Below are 26,878 nucleotides of genomic sequence, written 5' to 3' on the forward strand. Positions count from 1 at the left end.
GAGGAGGCGCTACTTATGCCCCCGGCTGTATGACGTCAACCGCGTTTCTCAAAAACTTGCAGCACCCGAAACAAATCAGCCGACGGACACAAAGAAGGTCTGTCGGCGCACGATGTGCATCAGCGCCGTTGGGCAAGTCTCCGGATCGACGGAGGAGGCGCGATTATATGTATTTTGCCTTGGTGTGCAACAGGGTTGGCAGATTTTTCTTTTTGCCCCGAATTCGCCTTACAGGTAAGGCTTTTGCGGGCCACTCGCCTCATTCACCTTGAGGGCTGACTGCATGTGAATCCGTTTTTCGTAGCCGCCGTGGGTGGCTTTTCCTATGGTTTGATTCTCATGGAGGCCCGCCATCATGGCTGTATCGCGCTTTAAAAAGCGGCTTGCAAAGGATCTCGACCGCTGGATCGAAAATGGCCTTGTGCCAGCGGGTAATCGCACGGCCATTCTCGGCGATGTCCCAGACGCGCGAGTCGGCTGGTCGGCCTCCGGCGCCCTGGCCATCCTCGGTGCAGTTCTTCTGGGCCTCGCCGCAATCAGTTTTGTTGCCGCGAATTGGGCCGATATGGGAGATATCCTGCGGCTCACTCTGCTTTTCGGCGTACTCTGGGGCTGCTTTGCGGGTGCCGGCTGGGCCTTCGCGCGAGATCATTCTGCTATAGGCCATGCACTGGCCTTGTTGGGGGCGGCCATGTTTGGCGCGTCCATTGTTCTCGTCGCGCAGATATTCAATATGAGTTCCTGGCGCTACACGGTCCTCGGCATTTGGGCCGTCGGGGCGCTCGCGGTCGCGCTGCTGACGCCTTCCCGGCCGGTGCTGATTCTGGCGAGCCTGCTGGGCGCGGCCTGGACCTGGGCAGAGACCTACAACACGTTTGCGCCTGATGTTATCTGGGGCTACCTGCCACTCTGGGCGATCACCATGCTGGCCGCCAGCCGTATGCGTTCACTGGTGTCCGCAAACTTTCTCGGCATCGGCCTGTTTGTCTGGCTCTCATTCCTTGTCTGGGATTATGCGCAAGATGATCGGCTGAGCGCCCTGCAAAGCCTTAGCGTCTTTGTGCTCGCAGCCGGCGGTCTCGCCATGCTTTTCGCTGCCCTTCGCGATGGTGACAGATTCGGATTTGGCGCGTTGACCAATTGGGGGAGCGTCGCTGCACTGGCAGGCGGGTTTGCGCTTCAATTTCAACTCAGTGAATTTGAAGACTACGCCGAACGCGGCTCCTCTTATCGCGGTTCCGCACAGGAATACTGGGAGACGCTAACCGGCCCGGGAACAGGCGATTATTGGCTGCTCGCTGGTGTGTTCGCCGTCATTTTTGCGATTGGCATTGTCATCCGGTCACTTCACCGGTCTGCCAGCCGTATCCTTCTTATTCCTGCGAGCATCGCAATTGCGATCGCGCTGTTGTTGCCGACATTGACGCAACTGGCCGGGCCGGACGCGGTTCTGATGTTGAGAATTCTGACCGGCGCCAGCGTGTTTACCCTCGCGGTCGCTTTGATTCTTTACGGATCGAGAGAAGGTCGGCGCTTCACAGGCGGCATCGGCATCGCCCTTTTTGTGGCGCAGGCCCTTTACGTCTACAGCGTCACATTCGGCGGATTGCTCGATACGTCGCTCTTCTTCCTTATCGGCGGCCTTCTTCTGTTCGGCCTTTCGATCGCCGTCATCCGGATGCAAAAGCACTTGCAGGCAAAGCCCGGAGAGATGTCATGACGCGCATGGCCCGCCTCCTTTTAGCCGCCTTCGCGATGACGCTCTTCCTCGTGGCCATGATCGCAGATCACCAATTCCGGCGGCACATCGGGACAGAAGTCTTGCTCGATCTAGAGCCGGTTGATCCGCGCGACCTTCTGGCCGGATATTATGTCGTCATCACCACGCCGCTGCACAATCTCGATCCATCCGGACTGGAGGGTGACAACCAATTCGACCCGGGTGATGATATCTTCGTCGCGCTCGAACCCGTTGCCGACCAGAGCTGGCGGGCCGTATCAATCCATCGGGAACGGCCGCAAGACGGGCTCTATGTATATGGCAAGGTCCGCTATGCGCGGGATACGACGCTGCGGGCGCGTTTCAATCTCGAACGATATTATGCTGATGAAGCCACTGCTCAGGCGCTTGAGGATCGCCGCCGTGCCAATCGGTCAAGCATGCGGCTGATTATTGCTGTGGGCGATGACGGCAGCGCATTGATCCGCGGCCTCGAAATCGATGGCGAACGTCATCTGGACCGGCTGAACTAGAAGCTCCGGCGGCGCGAGCTGAACAACGCCACAAATAGCGGATAGAGAATGACGCCAGCGATCAGTCCGCCCAGATGCCCGGCCCAGGAAATCGGTAATGGCGAAAGCGGGCCGAGCAGCGCCAGCAATATATTGAAACCGCCCCAGGGCAGCGCAAATCGCAACATGCCGCGATAGCCACCCTCAGCCCACCCCGCAGCCGCAATGCAACCCGACAGGCCGGTGGAGGCCCCGATCATCGGAATCATCGAGCCTGGCGCGACCAGAACCTGCAAGCCGGCTCCGGCGATCGAGCAGACAAAGAAAAAGAGCAAAAAACCCAAATTGGCCGACATCCCACGACCGAAGGGACGAAATGCCCCTGCCCCGAATGTCAGAGTCGCGACCGAATTGAACACCAGATGCATCAATCCGCCGTGCAGGAAGACATGGAAGATATAGGGCGACCAGGGCCCGAGCGGGCTGGGATGCTGCAACCCCGCACCCGGGATCACCGCGCCGATGGTCAGGAAAAGATAGTTGAGCTGGGGAAATAACGCTCCGAGCGCGAAAACGGCCACAAAACTTCCGGCCAGAACCAGCAGCACCGTCGGAATATCGTTGAAGATCGGCGAACGGCCTGGCCGCATTTCTCAGTATCCTTAATCTCTTGTTTGCCCGCTGCGCATAATTTTAGCGAGAAATTTCAGACTTGGGTGTCGTGACTTCCGGAAATTGGGCCCTCGTCTGCATCATAGCAAGTGCGCAGCGGACCTTTCGCTGCGCGGGAAAGGAAAAGCCATGCGCCGCCTCTCGCTTCTTGCCGTTTGCGCTGGAATAGTGACGGCCTCCGGGCCTGCCTTGGCGCAAAACGCCGGTGATTTTCAGCGCCCGTGGGGCACCGACAGTACTCAGAATAGTCAGCCCTACCGCGCCGGAACACGTGATTCCAATGGCAATCGCGTTGTGTTGAATGGCGTGTTGCAAACCGGTGTGGGCGTGCAGGCGCAGATGGCAGGCGTCGGCGGCGTCGGCAATGCGCCCACGCAATCCACCAATCAGGGCTCCAGCAGTACCGGCATGAGTGCAACCGGGTCCAATTCAAGCGCGCTGGCCGTTGGCAATCAGCTGAACGTTATCGTTAACGGTAACTACAACACTGTCATCGTTAATTCGACACAGACGAATAATGGCGATGTGAACGCAACTGCAAATTCGGGCAGTGGCGGGGATGGCGGGAATGGCAATTAAGCGACTCTTTTCAATCGCGACAGGTGCCCTGCTTCTGGCAGGCTGCGCCGTCACGCCCAATTCCGGGTTTGACGGGCGCTATGCCAATCCGATTGGCAATGCGCCGGTCACGACCAACCCGACGCCCTATTCCGAGGCGCTGGTGTGTCTCGCTAATTCAGCACGGTCGGCGGGCCGGCCCTCGCCGCGCATCGCGGTTGGCCGGATTGCGGACTATACTGCTGCGGGCAACCCGGAAGGTGGCGGCCCTGCGATTACGCAAGGGGCATCGCTTATGGCGATGTCTGCTTTTGCAAAAGCGGGTATCAATCTGGTCGAGCGATTTGACACTTCGGTTGCTGAACTGGAACTAAGATACGCAAATAACCGCCTCTTGGGCGATTCCGGCGAAGAGGAGGGCTTTCGGCGAATATACGCGGGCAGCATTCCCGGTTCGGATTTTCACCTGGTCGGCGGCATTACGGAGCTGAATTTCAATATCCGGTCGCAGGGCATTGATATTCTCGGTGGAGACCGCATCGATTCCGATCCGACCGGCGTCTTCAATGGCCGCATGTATGTGATGAATGTTGCAATCGATCTGCGCCTGGTGAACTCCGAAACGCTCGAAGTTGTCGACGTTATCTCCTACCAGAAACAGATTATCGGCCGTGAAGTCAGTGCCGGTGTCTTCTCCTTCTGGGGAGATGCCGTCATCGACATTTCGACCGGCGGGCGCTCGCTGGAGCCTATCCAGTTGGCCGTCCGGTCTCTGGTCGAGCGGGCCGTTCTGGAATTCTCTTCGACACTGTACGGCATCGAAGCGCGCAGCGTCTGCGCCTTTGATGATCCGCTCGGACTGACCAATAGTTCGGGTGGCATCAATCCTCACACGACTTACGCCTCCCAAACAGGAGCTTCCAATGTCCAGATTCGCCAAAGCGTTGACCGCGGGCACGAGCGCCGCGACCCTGCTGTGCGCACCGGGCTTCGCGGACGATACGACTGAGATCCTCAACGGACAGCTGAATCTGGGCGCTCAGGTGAACGCCAATGGTCAGGTTGTGGTCGGCGGAACAGGCAATGTCACTCTGAATACGGTCGGTATGGGCAATGCACTCGATGTGCAGACCCAGACCGGACATGATGTGACCAGCACCCAACAATTTGGCGGCTTCGTTACCTCCACTGCCGAAACCAATGGCGTCGCCATTGATGGTACCGCCATTACTGCCGCCGGTGGTTATGGCAATTCCGCCATTATTGAAGTCGAGGGCGATAGCGACATATCGCTCAATCAATCTGCCGGTGATGGTTCCAGCGTCTTTTCGTCGGCTATGCTGCGCCTCGATTCCTATGCCGTTGGCAATATCACTGCCGCGACATCGGCCGCCAATGCCGTTGAAACAATCGGCGAATATGGCGGCATCCAAGGCAGCATCCAGCAGGATTCGGGCGCTACGGTTGAATCCCGCGCCATCGTGGAAGCCCGCACAGCCGGCCTCGGCGAATTTTCCGCCACGGCCGCGACGGCTTCAGGCAATGCCATTCGCTCACAAGGTGACGAATCGTCCGTCATCCTCAGCACCGGCCAGTCCAATCGCGGCGCAATTCGCGCTTCAGCTCGCGTCAATGCGGGCGGTGGCGGTGTCTTCACAACGGTTGCTGCCCAGGCCCAGGGCAATGGCCTCGATGTCGCGACAGAATGGGCCTATGGCGATGTCCGCGGCTCTCAGGACAATAGCGGCGAAACCGATGCCGAAGCCAACATCAATATTGGAAATTTCGACGAGGACAGCATCATCGCCTCCTCCGAAAGCATCGGCAATTCAGCCATCATCACCAATCTCGGGACCGATACATTCATGGGGCTGGATCAGACCAATTCCGGCAATTCCCGCGCGACCACCCGCTTTGACGGTGGTTTTGGCGGCGAGGTCATAGGCTCTGCTGCTGCGTACGGAAATGCTGCGACCAGCTGGGGCTGCCAGGCCTGTCCGGATACGACCACACGCGGCGAGATCAACCAGACCAATTCCGGCGCCGTTAATGCCACGTTCCAGAGCCAGTATATCAGCGGTTGGGGCACGACCGGATCTGCGACCGCCATCGGTAATTCTGCGACGTTTGTGACGCAGGACCCGCAGGAATAAAAAAGCCCCGGTTCGACCGGGGCTTTTTGCTCATGCATTCAATCAGTTCTAGCGATATCCGCCGACGCCCCCGTCCAGCATGAGGGTCATGTTGGATGTGTTCACGATCTCGCGGCGATGCTCGACCATTTCGGTATAACGCTCCTCGCGCCGCACATAGACCAGCTTCACGCCCGGGCCGTAGAGCCGCAGCAATGAGCGCTCATTGCAATTGCGGCGCGGTTCCTGCGTCGCACAATATACGCGGCCGCCGGCCTCATGGCGTAGGGCTTCGCCCTGGTTGCAAACCAGGGTGAAGGCGTCATCAAACACATCTGCTCCATCTATGCGCCAGCCAATCGTGACCTGCATGTAGGTTCCGGACATGCAGCGGAATAGCTCTCCGGAGAATACCTCTTCAACTCGCTCTTCCGGGTCAGGCCGTGAGGCCGGATGCGGTGTGCCGCGATCATCCAGGCAAACGGCGCGGATAACGCGCCATTCTTCCAATATGCGGGTCCGCTCCTCTTCCACGACTTCGATCCGTGTGAGACCGGAAACATTCAGACCATTGATCGCAGTTGCCGGAGGCGGCGCACCGATCGCGGCCCCTCCCCCACCAAGCGAAATAATCGTTGTACCGCCACCGCCAGCGCCGGCTCCGGCGCCGGCATTACCGCTTGCGCCAGCATTGGCGTCGGCATTTGCATTCACGACAGTTGAGACATTGACGTTGGTGTTGACGTTTACGCCGACATTGATGCGCGGACCGTTGATGCGAATGTTTGGCGTCCGGACGCGATGGCCTCCGCCGCCACAGCCGGAACCACAGCCTCCGCCTCCGCCGCCGTGATACCCGCCACCACCATGACCGCCATGACCGCCGCTGCCGCACGAGCTACCGCAGCTGCCGCCGCCTTGACCGCCACCGGAGCCGCCACCGCCAAATGCGAATGACGGTGTGGCCAGTGACAGGGCCAGTACGGCTGTGCCGACAAGAATTTTTACTGGTGAGACGCGCATGGCGTTCCTCCCGTTCAATTCATGAGCGAATTTAGCCCCTTGCGCGGTTCCCCGGGCAGGCGAGCGATCACTCTCGCGCCAAGAGTATGGCCCAGAGATTGAAATTACGTTTCCAAATTGGCCGATACCGGCACACCAAGGAAAAAGTGACTTCGATTATGATGCATGCCCACGCAAGAACACTGGTGTCCTACTGGGACTCCCGCAGACGTTCAGACGCCGTTCCAGCACGAGCGGACATTGCCGCAGCGGATTTGCGCGACCTTCTCGGCAATCTGTTCATGCTGCAAAGACATGATTCCTCGCACCATGTTTTCCGGTTGGCCGGCACGAAATTGTGCGAATTGCACCAGCGTGAATTGCGCGAGCAGAATTTCCTGTCTTTCTGGCGCGGATATGACCGTGAGCATATGAAATTACTACTGGAATCGGTTCTGGCCAATGCCGCGCCAGGGCGTGGATACGCGACGGCTGAAACGATAAACGGGGACAGGATCGATATCGAGATGGTATTTACCCCCCTCGCCTCGACCGCTGGAAGCGTGGACAGGGTGCTGGGGCTGTATCAGCCGCTGCAGTCCGACGGCCGGTTCCGGAACCGCCCCATCATCCGCCACGACCTGACCCGCATTCTGCCGCCGGTCGCCAAACAATGGACCCTTCCGGCCACACCGCCGCCCGGCCTGCCGGACGCTGCAAATGATCGCTAATCCGGCAAAGGTGTTTTAACGCATTGCCGCCAGACTGGCCTACGAAAAGGCAAGAGATCATGGCGGAAGTATTCACACGTCTGGACAAGCGGAAGATCCGCGTTGCGGCCCGCGGGGCCGAAGACAAGCGGCGGCACCGCCGCGTGCCGCTGCAGCTTGTGGGCCGCTTTCTCGACCAGCATTCGGGCGAACAGAAATGCCGCCTGATTGACGTGTCCCCAGGCGGGGCCAAGATCATGGCCAAGAAACCACCCATGCCCAGCGACACAATCGTTCTGCTGATCGACGGACTCGGCCGCATGGAAGGCAAGGTCCTGCGCAAGGGCGAGAACTGGTTTTCCCTGGAATTTACAGCACATATGCGCAAGCGCGACCGCCTGGCCGATGCCATCACCTGGCGTTTCAACATGGAGCGTCTCGGGCTGGAAGAAGACCGTGCTGCCCCGCGCAAACAGGGCAAGGGCCGCGCGGTTCTGCACTTCAGCGACGGCGTGAAGATTGACGCCGATGTCGTGGATGTTTCCATATCCGGCGCGGCTTTCTCATGCCTTGAACGGCCGCGGATAAATGAAGAAGTCCGTGTTGGAGAGATGCGCGGCACGGTCGCGCGCATCTGGGACGGCGGCTTTGCTGTCGCATTCATGCCGCCTTCAGGTGAAAACGCCAACGCTGCCTGATATCAGGACTGGCCTCATTCTTGCCCCTTAAAGGGGTCAGAATAGGTAATCGTATCAGAATGGCGCGTATTATGAGTGTGGATGCCGGACAGGCGAGAACGTGGTTTGTGAAAGTGGATGGACGGGTCTATGGCCCCTACACCTCTCCACAAATGCGCGGCTATGTCTCCGAAGGACGTGTGGCGGACTACACGCTGGTCAGCGTGGAGCGCGATGGCACGTGGAAGCCGGCCGCTGATGTCGAGATACTCGCCAGCTGGATCGAAGACGGCCGCAAGGTCTCCCAGGCCGCGGCCGAAACCGAAGATCCTGCCAATCTCCTGGTCATTACCGAAGTCAAATCCGGCGTCGGCGAGGCGGTTGCCTCTGTGTTGCGTAGGTATGGTGACGCTGTTGATATTGTGCCGGGCGTATGGCTTGTGCGTGCACGTACGACGGCGTCCGCTTTGCGCAATGACCTCTCCCACCTACTGGACCGGGAAGACAAGCTCTTCGTGGTCGATGCCAGCCGAGACCGGTCCGCCTGGTTCAACTTTGCCAGCGATGCTGACGCCAAAGTGCGTGAATTGTGGCGCGGCGATTCTACTGGCTAATCCCCGCATTGGCGCGTGAACAACGCGCCTTTCGTTTGTGGTTTTCCTGATGGTTCAGTGTGGTTCCGTGTAGGTTCCAGACGTGGCTTTCTGTCTGAAATCGCGGGTTCTGGCGGTTTGATGTGCTGTTTCGAGGCACACCGACCCGATTCAGCCGGGAATTTCCGTCAGTCCCGTTTTGTGACGCTTCCAGTTTTCGACATAGTGATCGGCCGACGCTTTCAGGATATCGAACATATCGGCTTCCAGCGTCCGGATGACCTTTCCCGGGGATCCGACGACGAGGGAGTTGTCCGGAATCTCCTTGCCCTCGGGCAGAAGGGTATGGGCGCCGATAATGCAATTGGTTCCGATCTTCACGCCGTTCAGCAGAGTCGCGCCAATCCCGATCAGCGAATAATCGCCAATCGTGCAGCCATGCAGCATGACGCGGTGGCCGACCGTGACGCCCTTGCCGATAACCATGGGATAGCCATGGTCGGTGTGCAGCACTGAATTGTCCTGGATGTTGGAGTCTTCGCCAATGGTGATGTCGTCGACATCGCCGCGCACCACCGCATTATACCAGACGCTGGCATTTTCCTTCAGCGTTACACGGCCGATGACATGCGCGCCGGGCCCAATCCAGTAATTCCCGCTCTCGGGCAGTTTCGGGGTGTGTTCTTCAAGGCGGTAGACGGGCATGTGGCTCTCCGGACACGGGCTGTGTGAAGTTTATAAAACGGGGGCGCTTAATCTTTGTTCACCATACTACACTGATACTGCTCCTGCGATTCGGTACTTCCATCGAGTCGCAGGCGCTTCGAAGAGGAGGCGAATGGCCATCGTGCGAAACCGACGCACCCACCGGGCCGAAAACCGGATCCACCACCGCCACCGGTCTGAATCCGCCCCCTCAAATGCGCACCTTCATATGCCTGCCCACAGCCCTCGCCCCTCGGTGAGGGTTTTTTTGTTTCTGGCCAATGCGTCATCAACCGGTGACGCAAACTTTAGTCTCAGGAGAGTCTGTCCATGACGAAACGTTCCGCAAAGCGCCGCCAATCCTCGGGTGAGTTCAATTCCGGTCATTATCAGGACGAACAAACCAAGGTGCGGGCGCTTTTTCCGGGGGCCAGCTGGTCGCCGGACGAAAAGGAACCCATGCGCGATCAACGCTATGTCAAAAACGTCAAACCGCGATCTGAAGGCCAGGCCAGGCTGATGAAGGCGATTGATGAGCACAATCTGGTCATGGCGCTCGGACCGGCCGGCACCGGCAAGACCTATCTCGCGGTCGCCAAAGCGGTGGAACAGCTTGAAAAGGGTGAAGTGGGCCGCATCGTTCTCTCCCGCCCGGCGGTGGAAGCAGGCGAAAGCATCGGCTTCCTGCCCGGCGCCATGGAGGAGAAACTCGCGCCCTATCTGCGCCCGCTTTATGATGCCCTCGCCGACCGGCTCTCGCCCAAACGCCTGAAAGCGCTGATGGCGGAAGGCCTGATCGAGATTGCCCCCATCGGCTATATGCGCGGCCGCACGCTGAACAATGCCTTCGTCGTGGTGGACGAAGCGCAGAACTGCACCTACGGGCAATTGAAAATGCTGCTGACACGGCTGGGCTGGCACTCGACCATGGTGGTCACCGGCGATCCGGCCCAGACCGACCTCCTGCCGGAGATGTCGGGCCTCGCCACGATCTCGGACAAGCTCGAAGCCGTACCGGATATCTCGGTGCAGCGACTGGCGGCGCAAGACATTGTCCGCCACCCGCTCGTCGCCTCGATGCTGGACGTGCTCTAGGGGCGGATTGAATAAGCTGAATTGAGGCCGGCGGTACGTGAAAGCGTGCCGCCGGTTTTCTAGTGCGCGATCTCCGCCCACAACCACGCGGCCGCCTGTTCCGGCGTCTGGCCCTCCAGATCCACGCGGCGATTGGCTTCGCGCATCATGTCCGGCGTGATGGCATTGATCAGCGGGCTGAGCGCGGCGGCAACCGCGTCCGTCTCCGCCGCATCGGGTGAGAGCAAGAGCATGGCGTCATAGGGCGGCAGGATGCCGCGCGGATCGTCCAGTATGACGAGATCATAGGCCGTAATGCGCCCGTCCGTCGTATAGGCGGTGATGACATCGACCTGGCCATCGCGCACAGCGCCATACATGAAGGTTGAATCCATCGGGCGCGGCGTGGCGGCCTGCAAGCCATAGGCGTCGCGGCTGCGCGTCCATTCCGGACGGGCGAAGAATTCGCTGTCCGCGCCGATCGTCACGCTTTCGCCTGCGAGATCGGCAATGGAGGAAGCTCCCAGCGCTGTTGCCCCCTCGCGGCTCATGGCAAAGCCATAGGCGTTTTCAAAACCGAGCGAGCCGAGGCTGAGCACGCCATATTCATTGAGCAGGAAGGCCGCGCTTTCTGCCATCAGGCGATGACGGCCGGGATTGTCCTCGCGGTTCAGGATGTTGGCCCAGAGCGTGCCGGAATAATCGGCATAGACGTCGATCTCATTGCCGGCCAGCGCATCAAAGACCACGGCCGAGCCGAGCCCGTCGCGGCGCTCGACAATCGCGCCCTCGTCTTCCAGCACGCGCTCGAACAGGACGGCGAGGATGAATTGCTCGGTGAAGGGTTTGGATCCGATGGTGAGCGTCCGGCCTTCGAGCCCGATGGCAGCATCCGCCATCTCACCCGCACTGCCCGCCTGCCCGGCCCGGCTGATCAGGCCCGGTCCCAGCGCGCCGCCGATCAACACCAGAGCCGCAAACCCGGAAATCAGGGCGGTGCGGCGCGAGCGATTAGCCGCCGCGCTTTCAAAGCCGCGCACAATCTGGTCCAGGAAAATCGCCAGCAGCGCCGAGACGACACAGCCAAACAGGACCGCTGTCCAATTGCGCGTCTGCAGCCCCGCGAAGATATAATTGCCAAGGCTGGGCGCCCCGACCGGCGTTGCGAGTACCGCTGCGCCAACCACCCAGACGACGGCGGTTCGGATGCCCGCGACAATCGTCGGCAGAGCCAATGGCAATTCAACATCAATGAGGCTTTGACGGCGTGTCATGCCGACGCCGCGCGCGGCCTCCCTCACCACAGGATCAACGCCTTGCAGGCCGACAATCGTGTTTCGGAGGATGGGCAGAACCCCGTAGAGGGTCAGCGCCACGAAAGCTGGCGCAAAGCCGATTGTGCCACCCAGAATGGGCACCATCAGCGCCAGCAGCGCAAGGCCGGGAATCGTCTGCAGCGTGCCGGCAATGCCCAGCGCGGGTCCTGCGAGCCAGTTGCGTTTTGCCGCCAGAATGCCCAGCGGCAGGCTGATCAGGATGGCGCAGGCAATCGCCGCCATCGAGAGGCGCATATGCCCGCCCAGATATTGCGGCAGGACGGCAAAGGCTTCGGCCAGCTGCTCGCTCATCATGCCTGCTCCAGCGCGGCGACCGCCTTCGCCTGTCTGGCAGGAGCGGCCAGAAGCTCGGTGACATAGGGGTCAGCCGCGCGATTGACGAGATCGGAGGGCGTGCCGGTCTGGACGACCTTTCCATCCTTCATCACCAGAATGCGGTCGGCGAGCAGCAGGGCTTCCGCCATGTCGTGCGTGACCATGACGGCTGCAAACTGAAGGCGCTCCTGAAGCGCGACGAAATCATCCTGCAGGGCGGCCCGCGTGACCGGGTCCAATGCGCTGAAGGCCTCATCCAGCAGCAGCAATGGCGGTTCGACGGCCAGTGCCCGGGCGATGGCGATCCTTTGCCGCTGTCCGCCGGACATCTGATGCGGCAGGCGATCCCGGAATGGCGCCGCGTCGAGCCGGACCAGTTCCAGCAATTCATCAACCCGCGCCGTGATCCGGGCGGGCTCCCATTTCAGCAGGCGGGGCGTGATGGCGATATTCTGCGCGGCGGTCAGGTGCGGGAATAGCCCGTCACCCTGCATGACCCAACCGATTTCGCGGCGCAGATCATGAGCCGCCAGCGACATCACATCCCGGCCCTGAAACAGAATGGTGCCGGCACTCGGCTCGATCAGCCGGTTGATGGCCTTGAGTGTGGTGGTCTTGCCGGAGCCGGATTCGCCGACAATCGCGACGCGTTCGCCGGCGGCGGCGGTCAGGTCAACGCCATCCGCCGCCAGAACACCGCCGGGATAACGCTTGGTCAGTCCTTCAACGTGAAGGACGTCTTGCGCGGTTCCGGTTGGGCTCAAACTTCTTCCAGGTCGATATCGAGAATGGTGATCTCGAAGGCATAGCTGGTCTCGCCTTCATCGACGATCTTCTGGACCACGCCCAGGCATTCATCCCCGATATGGATCTCGGCGCATTCGTCCGCGCGCTGACGGCGCTGAACGACCATGCCCGGGTTCAGCTTTTTCTTCAGGAAGGCTTCAAGTTTTGCCGCTTCTTGGGCGGTCACGATATTGGACAACGTTCTTGTATCCCTGCGTTTGGTGAATCTGCGGGCGACCATACCCATCGCGCCTGACAGCGCAAGGCCGGGCTATGTGTCGGTGTCAAAGCTCTGTTCCATAGTGCGGGCCGGCTCCTTGCACGGACCACCAACCGGCACGGCGGGAATACCGGCCACTGTGCAGTGCGCGGGAACGTCCTTGAGGACAACCGAGCCCGCAGCGATGCGCGCTTCCTCTCCGACGGTGATATTGCCGAGCACCTTCGCGCCTGCACCGATGAGCACGCCATTGCCGATCTTCGGGTGGCGTTGAATACCGGACTTCCCTGTTCCGCCCAACGTGACTGAATGCAGCATGGAGACATTATCGCCGACGACCGCTGTCTCGCCGATGACGACGCTGGTGGCATGGTCGATCATGACCCCCTGGCCAATGACGGCGGCAGGATGAATGTCCAGACCAAAGCGTTCCGATATGCGGCTTTGCAGATGGAAGGCGAATGTCTCGCGGTCCTCGCTCCACAGCCAGTGGGCGACACGGTAACCCTGCAGCGCCAGATATCCCTTGAAGTAGAGAAATGGCTGCAGAAGAGACCGGCAGGCCGGGTCGCGTTCCTCGATGGCCACCATATCTGCCGCGGCCTTTTCGGCGATGGACGGATCAGCCGCGATCGCCTCTTCGACGACATCGCGCGCCAGCATCGCGTCCAGCTGCGCATCCGCCAGCTTGGACGCAAGGCGATAGGCCAGCGCATGCTCGAATTTCTCGTGGCGCAGAATCGCTGCGTTCAGGAAGCTGGCCAGAATGGGCTCCTCGGCCGCCGCCTGCGCGGCGTCGACGCGCAAGCGCGACCAGACTGCATCCGTGCCGGACTTGAGAGATGTCGCAGTTGCCGTCGGCATATCAGCCTCCATTGAGCATGGCGCGGGACAGCGCGGGATCCAATTGCCCGCTCCTCGCCATGTAGTGCGCCTTCAATATCATTGCCACTGACGGCAGGTCGCGAATCTCTCCCGCCATCACCATGTCCAGAGCGGCCATAAAGGGCAGACGCTTGCGCTCGACGACCTCGGTGCCATCCAGTTCCTGCTCTCCTTCCTCCAGCCCCCAGGCGAGAAAGCCGAAGGCGAGTTCGTCGGTGACGGAGTTGGACGTTTCGGCCTGCAGGATTTCGCGCCAATGCTCTGCGATCAGCCCGGTCTCCTCCTTCAGCTCACGGATCGCGCCATCCAGCGGCGGATCGGTTTTCGGGCTGCCGCCTTCGGGAATTTCCCAGCTGTAATTATCCAGCGGAAAGCGATGTTGCCCGACCAGCATGGTCGTGCCGTCCGCAAAGAGGGGCAGGATCAGAATCGCATATGTCTTCGGTGACATCACGCCGTAGATGCCGGGGGCGCCGTCTGGCCGGATGCCCTCATAGGTATGAAGCTCGATATAAGGATTCTCGAAGGCTTTCGTCTTCGCCGTCACCGTCCAGGGTCCGCGCTTTTCCATCCTGCCCACTCCCGACTGTTTGCAGGGCTTGGCCTATTCTGCGGGCTGCATCAAGGCACCGCGGCGCACGCGCTTTTTCAGACGTTCATGAAAATCGCGGCGTTTCTGACGTGCCTTGGCCAGCATGACGAACGCCGCCGGAGCAAAGAGCAAGGCCAGTATCGCTGAACCTGCCACACCGCCCGCAACAGCGGCGGCAAACGGCAGCCAGAAGGCGTCGCCTGACAGGATGAGCGGCACAAAGCCGCCAATCGTCGTCAGCGTCGTGGAGATGATGTGCCGGGTGGCATCGACCACAGTGTCCTGGATGGCCTCCATATCGAGCGCTTCAGCGGCGGGATTCGCGCGCAAGGCGGAGAGGACAACGATCGTGCCATTGATCGAAAGACCGACCAGCCCCATCGAGCCCACAATGGCATTAAAGCCCAGCGGGGTTCCGAACATCCAGACGCCGAACATGGCCAGCCCGACCGACAGGAAGCCGGTAATGAAAACGACGCCGGCAAAGCGGAAGGAGTTGAATGCCAGCACGACGGAACCGATCATCAGGATCAGCAAAGGTGCTGCCGTTCCAAACAGATTGCCCATGGCATCGCCTCGCGCCTCGGCTTCACCGCCGATTTGCAGGGAATAACCCGCTGGCATTTGAACGCCCGCCGCTTCCAGGCGGGTCATGAAGTCATCCAGAACCGGCGCCGGCAGGCTGAAGGGCTCGAGATAGGCGAAAATCGGATTCATCCGCTCACCATCCTGGCGGCGAATACTGGCGACTTCCGGCGACAGGCCAACCTCGCCAATGGCGGAAACCGGCGCGGACAGAAGGCCGCTTTCCGGATTGGTCAGAAGGGGTGCGGATGACAGATCGGAAACGCTGGCGCGGCGATTGGCCGCCGCAATCACGCGGACCGGCATTTCCTCGACGCCTTCGAGAATGCTGCCGCCGGGCACACCGTCGAAATCTCCGCGCAGGCGATTGGCGAGATCCTCGAGGCGAATGCCCGCCAGCTCGGCTGACGCTTCATCGACATTCACCCGCGCCACAGGCTCACCCATGCGCATCCCGGCGACTGTGGTCGTGACGCCCGGCGTTTGAGCCAAAACCTGACGGATCTCGTCGCCCAGACGGTCCAGCGTGGCCAGATCGGGGCCGAAAATCTTGAGCTCGATCGGTGCTGCGGTCGGGGGGCCCTGCTCAAACGGGAGGGTCAGAAACCGGGCCTGCGGAAACGCCGCGATCATATCGTGCTGCAAACGCGGCAGCAGATCATGGGTGACCTCTGCGGAGGCCGTGCGCACCCAGCCTGCTGCCAGATAAGGCGCAGAACTCTCATTGCCGATGACGTTGTAATACGTCCGCGGCGGGCTCTCGCCCAGCGTCCAGCCAACGTCGATCACGCCGTCATAGGCCTCCAGAAGCTCCGTCGCCCGCAAGACCTGACGCTGTGTTTCGTCAATCGAGGTATTGGCGGGCAGGATCATCTCAATCTGGAACATGTCCCGATCAGTGGGCGGGAAGAATTGCATGGGCAGGGTTGTAGCGGCTGCGAAGCCCGCTATGGGGAGGATGGCCCCACCCACCAGGCCGACCCAGGGGCGGGTCGTCACGGCCTGAAGAATGCCGCGATAGAAATATTCCAGCGGCTTGAACCGCAATCCATCGCGCAGAAAAGAATGCCGCCCTTCGGCGTAGTTATTGTGGTCGAACCAACCCGCAAAAGCCGGCACCACCGTCATCGCCAGGATAAAGGATGCCACGACGGCAAAGATCACCGAAACGCCGATCATGCCGATGAATTCACCTGCCGCGCCGGGCATCAGGGCAATAGGCGCAAAGGCGAAAACCGTGGTCAGAGTGGAAGCCAGAAGCGGCCCGAACAGATGTTTGAGCGAATGATTGATGGCATCCAGTGGCGGCAGGCCACGTGCGCGGCGAAGCTGATACTCATCGACCACGACAATCGCGTTATCGATCAAGAGGCCCAGCGCCACCACAAGGCCCGTGACCGACATCTGGTGCAGCGGCTCGTCATAGAGATTGATCAGGAAAAGCACGAAAAGGACCGTCAGCGGCAGCGCCGATCCGACGATCAGCGCCGCACGCCAGCCCATCAGCAGGAACAGAACGGCAAAGACGATCAGGGCCGAATATCCCAGATTCACCGACAGGCCATTCAGGCGCGATTCCACGTAATCGGATTGTGCGAACACGATATCGACCGACACGCCCGGATTTTCGGCCGCAAAGGCGGCGATCTCCGCGCGTGCACGCTCCGTCCATTGATCCACGCGCAATTCCGGCTGCAGAAAGCCCGCCACAAAGACGGTCCGGTCCGCGTTGAAATAAGCCATGGCAGCAGCGGGGGTACGGATGCCCCGTTCGACTTCCGCAACATCACCGAGGCGAACAAACGCGCCATTGACGGTCTCGCTGACCGGCACGGTGCGAATGCGGTCCAGAGTCTCGAATTCTCCGCCAATCTCGACATTCAGATTGACGTCTGATGATCTCAACTCGCCCGCGGGCGTTTTGGCATCGGCACGTGAGATAAGGTTAGCCAGTTCGCCAATGGTCAGGCCCAGCGCCGCCAGAGCATCCGGATCCGCCAGAATGCGAATCTCCTCTTCGGCAATGCCATAGGTGTCAGTCTGATCCGTGCCGGGAATATTGCGAAGGCGGTCTTCAAGGTCGCGCGCCAACCGCGACAGGATTGCCATATTCGGCTCACCCTCTGCCGTCCATCGCAGTGCGGTAATCAGGGTCGCCGCGCCCAGATAGCTCCGTTCGACATCCGGTGCGCCGGCCTCCGCCGGCAGGAAAGGCCGGACGGCATCGACCTGCTCGCGAATTTGGGTCCAGGCCTGGTCCACTTCAGTCGGGTTCAGGTCTTCACGAATATTGATGTTGATCAGCGAGATGCCCGACCGCGATGTCGACACCACCTCGTCAATCTCGGGCAATTCCCGGATCGAATCTTCGATAGGGTCTGTAATGAGCGCCTCGACGCGCTCTGCCGACGCCCCCGGGAATGCCGTGACGATCACACCAAAGCGTTCCGTCAGGCTGGGGTCTTCCTGACGTCCAAGGGTCAGGAGCGCGCCCAGACCGGCCAATGTCAGCAAAAGAACGGCCAGAATCGACAGGCGCGAATATCGATAAAATAGCGTCGCCATCGCCCTATTCCCCCGCCGGGACAACGCTTTGCCCCGGTGTAACGCGTTGCAGGCCGGAGGCGATGATCTGCTCGCCGTCACTTACCGCACCGCGCACGAAAGCGCGGTCGACTTCCACGCGCAGCGTTTCAACGACCCGTGGTTCCGTAATCCAGCCGCCGTTGTCGTCCGCGACGAGTGTTTGCACTGACCATAGGCCGCGGCGACCTTCGGTCAGGGCACTGGTCGGCACCCAGAAACCGCGATCCGTAATGCCGGTTTCCAGCTGCAAACGCGCCACCTCGCCCGCCCGGGCCGTGCCCGATTCAATATCGAAGATGGCGGTCACTGTTCGCGTACGGACATCGACCACGCCGGTCCCCCTGCGATAACGGGCTTCAATCGCACCGCCATTTGTCAGGAAATGATAGATCTCGCCTTCATTCAGAGCGGAAGCGGCCGATAGTGGCAGTCCTATCCGGATTTCAAGGGATGTATTTTCGACCAGCCGGATGACCGGGCTTCCGGGCGCCGCAATCGCGCCTTCATCCGCCATGCGTGCAGTGACGACGCCGTCAAAAGGCGCGGTGATTTCAGAAAGCACCAGCTGCGCCCGCAAGGAATTGGCCTGCGCGGCGGCGGCGGCGCGGCGGGCTTCGGCAGCGGTGGTATTGGTTGCAACCTCGTCCAGCCGTTGCTGGGAGATGTGGCCACGCTCCAGCAAGGTGCGCTGGCGCTCCTCGGTTGCGCGGGCGATGTCCAGCTGGGCATCGGCCTCATTCGTCTGAGCGTCAGCCGCAGCGATCTGGGCCCGCAGCGTGCTGGTATCGAGGCGCGCAAGTGTGTCCCCTACCTCGATCTGATCGCCGACATCCACGGAAACCTCGACGATGCGTCCGCCGCGTTCAAATCCGAGATCGCTCTCGCGGCGCGCCAAGATCAGGCCCGGATAGGCCTCGCTGATCATGGCATCGCTTTGGTAGCTGACCGTCAGCACCGGAACGGGCAAAGCGCCGGGCGCGGCTTGCTGCACATCGGCATCGGCCGCCCGCAAGGCCGAAACCAGAATGACGATGACGGCCACACCGAATGCGGCAGCCAGGACCGCAAATCCGGAACCCAGAGACTGAAGCCTGTTTTTCAATGCCGACATTGATTTCGTCCTCGCTGACATACGTCTTCGAGGCGATATAGTGCATCAAATGTTGTTTGAAAAGTGAACGCTGTTCACTTTTTTGCATATCAACTATGCATCAGGCATCCAGACCACGGATAATCATGTCCGTATGGAAATCGATTACGGCATCGCGAGAAACATGCTCGGAGCCCGGCATGCCTTGAGGAAAGTCATCAATGGACGCCATCAAAACAGCCAGACCATGCACACTCGCCCAGACACTTTTGGACGCGACCAACGGGTCCATTTCCCGGAAGGTGCCATTCTCGATACCGGCCCGGATCATATCGCAAAGCTGCTTTTCAGCGTGGAATGCGAAACTTGATTCGTCCGGGAGCTCGTCTTTCTTGAAGAAAGAAAAGGCCATCACATAATGGCGCGGTTCTTCCATCGCAGTTTCAATGTAAGCCCGGCCGCAACGCGCGCAGAGAACGTGTTCATTACCGCCCTCCTCCGCCGCATCATTCATGCGCTTGATCAAGCGCTCGAAGAATAATTCGCGCATCTCGGAAAAGAGCGCTTCCTTGGAATCGAAGTATTTGTAGATGGCCGCAGGCGAATAATCGATGGCTTCGGCAAGGCGGCGCATGGAGATGCCCTGCTCGCCCTCCTTGGTGAACAGGTCTTCAGCCGCTTCGATAATGGCATCGCGGACTTTCAGGCGACGCCGTTCTGCCGGTGTGAGATCGTCAATTGTGACTTCAGCGTTCATGTGTTTTCCAAGAGCTTCCCCGAATGCGGTTCTAGCGCCGCACATTCACCCCATATAAGGTCCGATACCGTGAAACGTCAAAATTCTGCAACAGGATGGGCCCGATGAGCAAAGCGCAAACCCCGGAAATTTTGCCCGAATTCCCCAGCCAGGGTGAACGACTGGCGCCGCATCACAAGAATGCGGCAACGCTCGAATTGCTGGCCCGGCGGCGCTCGACGGCGGCAGCGGCGATGACGGAGCCCGGTCCGTCACCGGAGGAAATCGACACCTTGTTGAGCATCGCCCAGCGCGTGCCCGACCATGGCAAGATGGCTCCCTGGCGGTTTATCCTGTTCCAGGGCGAGGAACGCGCCAATTTCGGTCAGATTCTGGCGAAAATCTGGGCCGGGGAAAACGATGCCGATGAGGCCCGATTGAATCTGGAATTGAACCGATTCACCCGCGCGCCGCTGGTGATCGGCGTGATCTCCCATGTTCTGGAAAAGCATTCCATTCCGGAATGGGAGCAAATCCTTTCCGCCGGCGCGGCGTGTCAGAACCTGCTGATCGGGGCGCAGGCCATGGGCTATGCCAGCCAGTGGCTGACCGAATGGTATGCCTACCACCCCTTCGCCAAGGATGCGCTCGGCCTGCGTTCCGGCGAACGCGTGGCCGGCTTTATCTTCATCGGATCAACAGAGGATCAACCGGTAGAGCGCGTTCGCCCGGAAGCAGAAATCGGCGTCTGGCGGGGCTAGCCGCGTCCGCGATACGCGGCGACGCCTTGCTCGGGCACCCAGACGCCCTTGGGCGGCTCACCGGTCTGGAAGAAGATATCGATTGGGATGCCACCGCGCGGATACCAGTATCCGCCAATCCGCAACCATTTGGGCGACATCTCCTTGACGATTCGCTGTGCAATCATGGTTGTGCAGGCTTCATGGAAAGCGCCGTGATTGCGAAAAGCTGTCAGATAGAGTTTGAGCGACTTTGATTCGACGATCCATTTTTCCGGCACGTAATCGATCACCAGATGGGCGAAGTCAGGCTGGCCGGTCACCGGGCAGATCGAGGTGAATTCCGGACAGGCGAAACGGATGAGATAGTCGACGTCACACGGATTCTCGACGCGCTCCAGACGGGCTTCTTCCGGGGATGCGGCAACGGGGCTGTCCGCGCCCAGCATTTCCAGTTTTTCGTATCGTGTATCGCTCATCCGCGTTTCCCTAGTCAGACGATCACATTATTGCAAGTGACGCATGTCGGGCATGGTCATGGCCGGATTTGGCATGTATGAGGGCGCGAAATTCAAAAACAACCGCCAGATGGTGCGGAATTTATCGGGAGTTGGTTTGATGCGGATTGGTGCACCCAAGGAAATCAAGGTTCGTGAAAACCGCGTCGGTCTGACGCCGAATGGTGCTGCGGAACTCGTTGGCGCGGGCCACGAAGTCGTCGTGGAAACCCATGCTGGCGCGAATATCGGTTTTACCGACGAGATGTACAAAGCCGCCGGTGCGAAAATCCTCCCGGATGCGGCCGCCGTCTTCGGCGAAGCGGACATGATCGTGAAGGTCAAGGAACCGCAACCGTCCGAGACAGCCATGCTGACCCAGGACCATGTCCTGTTCACCTATCTTCACCTGGCCCCGGATCCCGTCCAGACCGAAGGTCTGCGCAAGTCCGGCTGCATCGCCATTGCCTATGAAACCGTCACCGATGCCGATAATCGCCTGCCGCTTCTGAAGCCGATGTCGGAAGTTGCCGGACGTATGTCCGTTCAGGTTGGCGCGCATTGCCTTGAAATGCGTCAGGGCGGCCGCGGCATTCTGCTCGGCGGCATTCCCGGCGTAACCCCGGCCAAGGTCGTCATCCTCGGCGGCGGTGTCGCGGGAACCCATGCCGCGGAAATGGCCGTCGGCGCGCGGGCGGATGTCACCATATTTGACCGCTCGATGAAGCGCCTGGCCGAACTCGACACCCAGTTTGGCGGCATGGTCAAAACCGCCTTCTCGACCACGGCGGCCGTTGAAGCGGCCTGCATGGATGCCGATCTCGTGATTGGGGCCGTGCTGATCCCGGGCGCAGCCGCGCCCAAGCTTGTCACCCGCCAGATGCTGGGCGGCATGAAGGATGGCGCCGTGCTTGTCGATATCGCGATTGATCAGGGCGGCTGTTTTGAGACTTCAAAAGCCACCACGCATGACGATCCGATCTATGTCGTCGATGGCGTGGTGCATTATTGCGTCGCCAACATGCCCGGCGCCGTGGCGCGCACGTCAACGCTCGGCCTGACCAATGCCACCCTGCCCTTCATGGTGGCGCTGGCCAATAAAGGCGCGAAGAAAGCGCTGAATGATGACCCGCATCTGGCGCGCGGGCTCAACGTCGCCCATGGCGAAGTGGCCTATGAGCCGGTCGCGAAAGATCTGGGTCTGCCCTATGTGAAGCCGGACTGGCTGACGAGCATCTAGCGCGTCAGTGAATGCGCAAGGCCGAGATCAAGTCGTCCTTGTTCCTATCCGAGCGGCCCTCGATACCGAGCTCCCGGGCGCGGTCGTACATCTCGTCCTTTGACCACGCCTCATAGGGCGCAGCCTTGCCGCCCTTTTTGCCGGGACTTTGCCGGCTATTGGCTTGCGCGTTGGCGATACGGGCCGCCTTTTCCTTGCTCGCTCCGTCCTCGCGCAAGGACTGATAGACATCTTCATTCTTGATGCTGGGATTGGGCATGATCGGTCTCCCGTTGCAAGTTAGCCGTCAATCACGGCCTCACGAGAGATAACGAACAGGAGCGGGCCGGGTTCCGGACTACCCGCAAATGCGCCGTTTCGCGGCCTCGTATTCGGCCGCCAGGCGGTCGATATAGACACTTGCGGGCGCCACTTCCTTGACCGCGCCAATGCCCTGCCCTGAGCCGCGATTGTCAATCATGCCGGCGGAGCGCGGCTGCGATCAATTCAGCTTCTTCGCCGAAATAGCGTTGGGTCGCTTCGTCACTCCCCGGCTCTCTGACGACCAACCAGCGTTCTCCAGGGCGCGGCGTGCGAATATCGCATGAATAGACCAATCCAATATACCTGTAGGTATCTTGAAATGCCGGCTCGGCCGGGCCCGAAATGGTTTCCTCAATGCTCCAGGCCAAAATCAAAGCGGTCGGCGGCGGCCCACGCGGTCGCGGACCAAGTCCGGCGGCAATGACGCAAGTTGTGGGGCCCGATTGCGGACAGTCTTCAGACCATTGCGGCTCTGGCGGTGGAGGAGGAAACACTGCCCCTTCCGGATATACATGTTCCGCTCCTTCAACGCTTCCCCAGAATACAATGTGATTGCTGGAGGTTGATTTCAGAGCGGTTAGAACGACCTCATCCTGAGACCGCCATGACATCGAACACGCATGGCCATTCGCAACTGTCAATAGCGCGAGGATAGAAGCAAGAGGCCATTTCATCTGTCCATCTTACAATCTTTGCGGCAGAAGCGGAAGCTTCGCCTACCCGCAAATGCGCCGTTTCGCGGCCTCGTATTCGGCCGCCAGGCGGTCGATGTAGGCACCGGCAGGCGCGACTTCCTTGACCGCGCCAATGCCCTGGCCTGAGCCCCAGATGTCCTTCCAGGCCTTGGCAGAATCAGAGCCGAAATTCATGGCGGACGGATCGCTTTCCGGCAGATTGTCCGGGTCGAGCCCGGCGCTGCGGATGGAGCCTTTGAGATAATTGCCGTGCACGCCGGTAAACAGGCTGGAATAGACGATGTCGTCGGAAGAGCCCTCGACGATGCCCTGCTTGTAATCCTCTGAGGCGCGCGCTTCCTCGGTGGCGATGAAGGCCGAGCCGATATAGGCAAAGTCGGCGCCCATGGCCTCGGCCGACAGGACAGCCGCGCCATTGGCAATGGATCCCGAGAGGGCCAGCGGGCCGTCGAAGAATTCGCGAATTTCCTGGATCAGGGCGAAGGGTGATTTCACGCCGGCATGGCCGCCCGCGCCTGCACACACTGCGATCAGGCCATCCGCGCCTTTTTCAAGGGCCTTCTTCGCAAAGGTCACATTGATAATGTCGTGCAGCGTCTTGCCGCCCCAGCTGTGCACGGCCTCGTTCAGTTCGACGCGCGCGCCCAGCGAGGTGATGACCAACGGCACCTTGTATTTGGCACAGGTTTCCAGATCGGCTTCGAGCCGGTCATTGGAGCGGTGCACGATCTGATTCACCGCATAAGGCGCGGCCGGATTGTCGGGATTGGCCCTGTTATAGCTGTCCAGCTCGGAGGTGATCTCGTCCAGCCATTCATCCAGCTGGCTTTGCGGGCGCGCATTCAGCGCCGGGAAGGAGCCGACAATGCCCGCCTTGCACTGGGCAATGACCAGTTTCGGGTTGGAAATGATGAAAAGTGGTGCGCCGATCACCGGCACGCGCAGGTTTGGCGCGATATCAGATGCGTTGGACATGAAGGCTCCCGATCCCCTCCCCGGATCATGGCCGGGGTAAACAGTGTTTATCTGGACTGGAAACTAGGGTGGAAGATCGACCCGGTCTAGTTCGCGCGGGCGTCAACTTTCAACGCCATCCATTTCACCGAGGGTCCAAGAAAGCAATATATTGTAAAAACGATCCGTATCTGAGATCAAAGCATCGCCTGAATCTTTTTGAAGGTCGTGTATCGTAAATATTGGATGCTCCTTTTGATCATTTGTCCAAAATTCAAAAATTTGATTTGAGTTTATTATGTTTAACCAATCAATACTATATTGTAAACCATCATCTAATTTTGTGGCGACTAAATTCATATTATTCCTTACACCGAATTTATAAATTTCTTTCATTTTATGACGCATACTATCATTTGATGTGTCAATATTTTTTATTGAATTGAACAGTTCTGATAGAGAATAGAAACCTTCATTATTTTTATGAAAAAATAGCCCTTCATAATCTTGATTGCCTTCTTTCTTTTTTTTATTACCAATCAATTCAAAATAATCGTGCGTGTTATTGTTGCATGATAATTTTATCCGCTCTAGATAATCATATTTATTTTTGCTCTCTTTAAACCGACTTAAGCAATATTCCGCAATCAACAATTCAAATGAGTCAGGCCATTTACAATCACGCAAATCCGCCCCTGTGAATTTTGCTCCCACAAAATTCGCATGAGAAAAATCTGCCCCTCGCAAATCTGCGCGAGAGAAATCGAAGCCGCTCAGATCGCACCCTTCAAAGTCAATATTGCGTAGGTCAGCCCCTCGCAGTTCGTGAGTAGGATTAATCTTTGCCACCTTGAGCAGTTCAGAAAACGTTCCAGTAGGCTCTTCAATAACATTTTCAATAAGATCTAATGGTATCTCAGTCATCTTTTGTCTCAATTTTTACTTGACTGGTTGCTATAATTACTTGAGCGGCTTCTTGCCGTACCGACCTCGCAATGAGCATCTCTATCACCTTGAGCTTATTTCGGTCGGTAATTTCAACTGGGATGAGCTTGTTTTTTTTGTAGAGCTCTACAACCTTTATCCAACCGGGCCGCACAATTAATTCGGTATGTATATTCCCACCGACCTCCCCTTCGCTTACCATTTCACAAATATTTTCGTTTCCTAACTTGCGGCCCTCTAAAATTTCACCACCGAACTCTTCTATTTTCCAAGTTTCATTACTCAGAGCTACTACATTTCGTCGTGCTTTATTTAGTTTCTGCTTTTTAATTCCTTGCTTCTTAACATTCTTCTTGGTTCCTGAATCAGCTCTTCCAGAGACCAAGTTGGCAAGCCCTCCCCTTAGAGAGGCTGAAAAGGAATTCTCCAGCTCCACCTCCGCTTTCTCACCTTGTGTATGCTGAATAAGTTTTTCGATAGCTTCCTGTTCGTCAGCAAACCTTGTTCCGTCTTTTGGTTTGTAGTTCTTAGAAAATACGCGCACATGGCACCTATTGAGCCCGCAAATAGCTGTGAATGTTGGCCCTTCTAGCTGGCATTCACCGAACCTTACCAGCACATTCAATGACACCGATGTTATTACAGAGCCTTGAACTTCTGACCCAGTGACCCAGCCCCCTGAATTCCGGCCACGGGATGGTAGAGTCCATCGAGAAGAGGATGGACGATGCGCAAGAGCCGTTATTCGGAAGAACAGATTATCGGGATGCTCCGCGAGCACGAAGCGGGTGTCACGACGAAGGAGCTATGCCGCAAGTACGGCATCTCGGACGCGACCTTTTACAAGTACAAGGCCAAGTTCGGCGGCATGACGGTGTCGGATGCTCAGCGTCTACGGACGCTGGAAGCAGAGAATGCCAAGCTGAAGCGGTTACTGGCCGAGCAGATGCTGGACAATGCGGCGCTGAAGGATCTCGCCTCAAAAAACTTCTAACGCCCGATGTGAAGCGGCGGGCCGCGCGTCACCTGGTGGAGGCGCACGGGCTGAGCGAGCGTCGGGCGTGCCGGTTGGTCCGGCTGGACCGCTCGACCTTCCAGTATCGCAAGCGCGATGCGGGCGATGAGCGTCTACGTGAGCGGTTGCGCGACCTGGCTGGCGAACGTCGCCGCTTCGGCTATCGCCGTCTGGGCATTCTTCTGGCCCGGGAGGGGCTGAATGCGAACCACAAGAAGCTTTACCGTATCTACCGCGAGGAAGGTCTGGCGGTACGCCGACGCCGGGGCCGCAAGCGGGCCACGGGAACGCGCCGTCCCATGCTGCTGCCGAGCGGCGCCAACCAGCGCTGGAGCCTGGACTTCGTGGCGGATGCGCTTACCGACGGGCGTCGCTTCCGCACCCTGTGCGTGGTGGACGACTTCACCCGTGAAGCACTGGCGATCACGGTCGACACCTCGCTCTCGGGCGTGCGCGTGGGCCGGGAACTGGACCGGATCATCGCCCGGCGCGGCAAGCCGGCCATGATCGTCTCGGACAATGGCACGGAGCTGACAAGCCACGCCATCCTACGCTGGCAGAAAGAGCGCGGTGTCGAATGGCATTACATCGCCCCGGGAAAGCCCCAGCAGAATGGCTTCGTGGAGAGCTTCAATGGCCGCCTGCGGGACGAGTGCCTGAACGAGCACCTGTTCTCGTCACTCTCCGAAGCGCGAACCCTGATCGAGGCTTGGCGGATCGACTACAATACCTGCCGGCCCCACACCTCGCTGGGAGGGCTGGCCCCGGTCATCTACGCCCAGCAAACCCGCAAACACCGGCCCGGTTCGCCTGAGCTACGCATGGGCTCCGCTCACCGGGCCTTGAACCTTGAACCAAAACCAGAAAGAAAGGCGAACAGACTCTACTAACGATCAGCCCGGATCAGGGGGCTGGGTCACTGCGTCGGTTTCTAGTTCAGCGAGTTCGCTGAGCTCGTTATTTATGATCTGCGACACTTTCATGGTGGCATAATATAAATTC

29 protein-coding genes are annotated in these 26,878 nt (G+C 59.2%); 12 read left to right on the forward strand and 17 right to left on the reverse strand.

The window, feature by feature from the left end:
- Positions 1 to 355: 355 nt before the first annotated feature.
- Both P0D52_RS08215 and P0D52_RS08220 read left to right on the forward strand, forming a co-directional pair.
- The gene (locus tag P0D52_RS08215; protein WP_394692176.1) at positions 356 to 1,720 is read left to right on the forward strand and encodes a DUF2157 domain-containing protein; all 1,365 of its coding nucleotides are present in this window, start codon (positions 356 to 358) and stop codon (positions 1,718 to 1,720) included.
- On the forward strand, positions 1,717 to 2,253 hold the full coding sequence (locus P0D52_RS08220; RefSeq protein WP_394692177.1) for a GDYXXLXY domain-containing protein: 537 nt from the start codon (positions 1,717 to 1,719) through the stop codon (positions 2,251 to 2,253). Before P0D52_RS08215 ends, P0D52_RS08220 begins: the two co-directional genes overlap by 4 nt.
- On the opposite strand, the gene P0D52_RS08225 is transcribed toward P0D52_RS08220, so the two are convergent.
- A complete protein-coding gene (locus tag P0D52_RS08225; protein WP_394692178.1) occupies positions 2,250 to 2,882 on the reverse strand; it encodes a rhomboid family intramembrane serine protease in 633 nt (210 codons plus the stop codon). The genes P0D52_RS08220 and P0D52_RS08225 overlap by 4 nt on opposite strands.
- Before the next feature lie 151 nt (positions 2,883 to 3,033).
- Here P0D52_RS08225 and hfaA point away from each other — a divergent pair, with 151 nt between their 5' ends.
- From hfaA to hfaD, 3 genes are read left to right on the forward strand one after another with little or no spacing between them, the layout of a single operon-like run.
- A complete protein-coding gene (gene hfaA / locus P0D52_RS08230) occupies positions 3,034 to 3,483 on the forward strand; it encodes a holdfast anchoring protein HfaA (protein ID WP_394692179.1) in 450 nt (149 codons plus the stop codon).
- Positions 3,473 to 4,471: a holdfast anchoring protein HfaB gene (gene hfaB, locus P0D52_RS08235; RefSeq protein WP_394692180.1), complete on the forward strand. Its 999-nt coding sequence runs from the start codon at positions 3,473 to 3,475 to the stop codon at positions 4,469 to 4,471. Before hfaA ends, hfaB begins: the two co-directional genes overlap by 11 nt.
- Positions 4,386 to 5,615 (forward strand): holdfast anchor protein HfaD, encoded by a 1,230-nt coding sequence (gene hfaD / locus P0D52_RS08240; protein WP_394692181.1) that lies wholly within the window; start codon positions 4,386 to 4,388, stop codon positions 5,613 to 5,615. Before hfaB ends, hfaD begins: the two co-directional genes overlap by 86 nt.
- 48 nt (positions 5,616 to 5,663) lie before the next feature.
- Here the strand turns inward: hfaD and P0D52_RS08245 are convergent, their stop codons facing one another.
- Positions 5,664 to 6,617, reverse strand: a complete 954-nt coding sequence (locus tag P0D52_RS08245; RefSeq protein ID WP_394692182.1) for a hypothetical protein — start codon at positions 6,615 to 6,617, stop codon at positions 5,664 to 5,666.
- 158 nt (positions 6,618 to 6,775) lie between these two features.
- Between P0D52_RS08245 and P0D52_RS08250 the strand changes: the two genes are divergently transcribed.
- From P0D52_RS08250 to P0D52_RS08260, 3 genes are read left to right on the forward strand one after another with little or no spacing between them, the layout of a single operon-like run.
- Positions 6,776 to 7,327, forward strand: a complete 552-nt coding sequence (locus tag P0D52_RS08250) for a PAS domain-containing protein (protein ID WP_394692183.1) — start codon at positions 6,776 to 6,778, stop codon at positions 7,325 to 7,327.
- A gap of 59 nt (positions 7,328 to 7,386) precedes the next feature.
- Positions 7,387 to 8,004: a PilZ domain-containing protein gene (locus P0D52_RS08255; RefSeq protein WP_394692184.1), complete on the forward strand. Its 618-nt coding sequence runs from the start codon at positions 7,387 to 7,389 to the stop codon at positions 8,002 to 8,004.
- A 59-nt stretch (positions 8,005 to 8,063) separates the two neighbouring features.
- Positions 8,064 to 8,597: a DUF4339 domain-containing protein gene (locus P0D52_RS08260; RefSeq protein ID WP_394692185.1), complete on the forward strand. Its 534-nt coding sequence runs from the start codon at positions 8,064 to 8,066 to the stop codon at positions 8,595 to 8,597.
- Between the two features lie 150 nt (positions 8,598 to 8,747).
- On the opposite strand, the gene P0D52_RS08265 is transcribed toward P0D52_RS08260, so the two are convergent.
- Positions 8,748 to 9,281, reverse strand: a complete 534-nt coding sequence (locus P0D52_RS08265; RefSeq protein WP_394692186.1) for a gamma carbonic anhydrase family protein — start codon at positions 9,279 to 9,281, stop codon at positions 8,748 to 8,750.
- A gap of 330 nt (positions 9,282 to 9,611) precedes the next feature.
- Here P0D52_RS08265 and P0D52_RS08270 point away from each other — a divergent pair, with 330 nt between their 5' ends.
- A complete protein-coding gene (locus P0D52_RS08270) occupies positions 9,612 to 10,376 on the forward strand; it encodes a PhoH family protein (RefSeq protein ID WP_394692187.1) in 765 nt (254 codons plus the stop codon).
- Positions 10,377 to 10,435: 59 nt separating this feature from the next.
- Here P0D52_RS08270 and P0D52_RS08275 read toward each other — a convergent pair whose 3' ends face one another.
- The 8 genes from P0D52_RS08275 to P0D52_RS08310 form a co-directional block, all read right to left on the reverse strand.
- Positions 10,436 to 11,986, reverse strand: a complete 1,551-nt coding sequence (locus P0D52_RS08275) for an ABC transporter permease/substrate-binding protein (protein WP_394692188.1) — start codon at positions 11,984 to 11,986, stop codon at positions 10,436 to 10,438.
- On the reverse strand, positions 11,983 to 12,771 hold the full coding sequence (locus P0D52_RS08280; protein WP_394692189.1) for an ATP-binding cassette domain-containing protein: 789 nt from the start codon (positions 12,769 to 12,771) through the stop codon (positions 11,983 to 11,985). Before P0D52_RS08280 ends, P0D52_RS08275 begins: the two co-directional genes overlap by 4 nt.
- Positions 12,768 to 12,992 (reverse strand): DUF3126 family protein, encoded by a 225-nt coding sequence (locus P0D52_RS08285; RefSeq protein WP_394692190.1) that lies wholly within the window; start codon positions 12,990 to 12,992, stop codon positions 12,768 to 12,770. Before P0D52_RS08285 ends, P0D52_RS08280 begins: the two co-directional genes overlap by 4 nt.
- A gap of 72 nt (positions 12,993 to 13,064) precedes the next feature.
- Positions 13,065 to 13,877, reverse strand: a complete 813-nt coding sequence (cysE, locus tag P0D52_RS08290; protein WP_394692191.1) for a serine O-acetyltransferase — start codon at positions 13,875 to 13,877, stop codon at positions 13,065 to 13,067.
- A 1-nt stretch (position 13,878) separates the two neighbouring features.
- The gene (locus P0D52_RS08295) at positions 13,879 to 14,469 is read right to left on the reverse strand and encodes an NUDIX domain-containing protein (protein ID WP_394692192.1); all 591 of its coding nucleotides are present in this window, start codon (positions 14,467 to 14,469) and stop codon (positions 13,879 to 13,881) included.
- 33 nt (positions 14,470 to 14,502) lie between these two features.
- Positions 14,503 to 17,640, reverse strand: coding sequence for an efflux RND transporter permease subunit (locus P0D52_RS08300; RefSeq protein WP_394692193.1), 3,138 nt, complete (start codon positions 17,638 to 17,640; stop codon positions 14,503 to 14,505).
- A 4-nt stretch (positions 17,641 to 17,644) separates the two neighbouring features.
- Complete coding sequence (locus P0D52_RS08305) at positions 17,645 to 18,772, reverse strand: efflux RND transporter periplasmic adaptor subunit (protein ID WP_394692194.1); 1,128 nt, start codon at positions 18,770 to 18,772, stop codon at positions 17,645 to 17,647.
- 100 nt (positions 18,773 to 18,872) lie between these two features.
- The gene (locus tag P0D52_RS08310) at positions 18,873 to 19,508 is read right to left on the reverse strand and encodes a TetR/AcrR family transcriptional regulator (protein ID WP_394692195.1); all 636 of its coding nucleotides are present in this window, start codon (positions 19,506 to 19,508) and stop codon (positions 18,873 to 18,875) included.
- Positions 19,509 to 19,612: 104 nt separating this feature from the next.
- Between P0D52_RS08310 and P0D52_RS08315 the strand changes: the two genes are divergently transcribed.
- Positions 19,613 to 20,248 (forward strand): nitroreductase, encoded by a 636-nt coding sequence (locus P0D52_RS08315; RefSeq protein WP_394692196.1) that lies wholly within the window; start codon positions 19,613 to 19,615, stop codon positions 20,246 to 20,248.
- On the opposite strand, the gene queF is transcribed toward P0D52_RS08315, so the two are convergent.
- A complete protein-coding gene (queF, locus tag P0D52_RS08320; protein WP_394692197.1) occupies positions 20,245 to 20,706 on the reverse strand; it encodes a preQ(1) synthase in 462 nt (153 codons plus the stop codon). The genes P0D52_RS08315 and queF overlap by 4 nt on opposite strands.
- Positions 20,707 to 20,845: 139 nt before the next feature.
- Here queF and ald point away from each other — a divergent pair, with 139 nt between their 5' ends.
- Complete coding sequence (ald, locus tag P0D52_RS08325) at positions 20,846 to 21,964, forward strand: alanine dehydrogenase (RefSeq protein ID WP_394694779.1); 1,119 nt, start codon at positions 20,846 to 20,848, stop codon at positions 21,962 to 21,964.
- A 4-nt stretch (positions 21,965 to 21,968) separates the two neighbouring features.
- On the opposite strand, the gene P0D52_RS08330 is transcribed toward ald, so the two are convergent.
- The 5 genes from P0D52_RS08330 to P0D52_RS08350 all read right to left on the reverse strand — a co-directional run bounded on the left by P0D52_RS08330 (position 21,969) and on the right by P0D52_RS08350 (position 25,405).
- Entirely contained in the window at positions 21,969 to 22,223 is a 255-nt protein-coding gene (locus tag P0D52_RS08330; RefSeq protein WP_394692198.1) for a Rho termination factor, read from the reverse strand.
- A gap of 78 nt (positions 22,224 to 22,301) precedes the next feature.
- Entirely contained in the window at positions 22,302 to 22,424 is a 123-nt protein-coding gene (locus P0D52_RS08335) for a hypothetical protein (RefSeq protein WP_394692199.1), read from the reverse strand.
- A 559-nt stretch (positions 22,425 to 22,983) separates the two neighbouring features.
- A complete protein-coding gene (locus P0D52_RS08340; protein WP_394692200.1) occupies positions 22,984 to 23,937 on the reverse strand; it encodes an NAD(P)H-dependent flavin oxidoreductase in 954 nt (317 codons plus the stop codon).
- A 102-nt stretch (positions 23,938 to 24,039) separates the two neighbouring features.
- Positions 24,040 to 24,840, reverse strand: a complete 801-nt coding sequence (locus P0D52_RS08345) for a pentapeptide repeat-containing protein (protein ID WP_394692201.1) — start codon at positions 24,838 to 24,840, stop codon at positions 24,040 to 24,042.
- On the reverse strand, positions 24,833 to 25,405 hold the full coding sequence (locus tag P0D52_RS08350; protein ID WP_394692202.1) for a hypothetical protein: 573 nt from the start codon (positions 25,403 to 25,405) through the stop codon (positions 24,833 to 24,835). The genes P0D52_RS08345 and P0D52_RS08350 overlap by 8 nt, the downstream gene beginning before the upstream one ends.
- A 183-nt stretch (positions 25,406 to 25,588) precedes the next feature.
- Between P0D52_RS08350 and P0D52_RS08355 the strand changes: the two genes are divergently transcribed.
- A protein-coding gene (locus tag P0D52_RS08355) for an IS3 family transposase (RefSeq protein WP_394692203.1) occupies positions 25,589 to 26,766 on the forward strand; the annotation gives its coding sequence in 2 pieces (ribosomal slippage) (positions 25,589 to 25,841 and positions 25,841 to 26,766; 1,179 coding nt in all).
- The last annotated feature ends 112 nt before the right edge of the window (positions 26,767 to 26,878 follow it).

The sequence above is a fragment of the Hyphobacterium sp. genome (assembly GCF_043584775.1).
Classification (GTDB): domain Bacteria; phylum Pseudomonadota; class Alphaproteobacteria; order Caulobacterales; family Maricaulaceae; genus Hyphobacterium.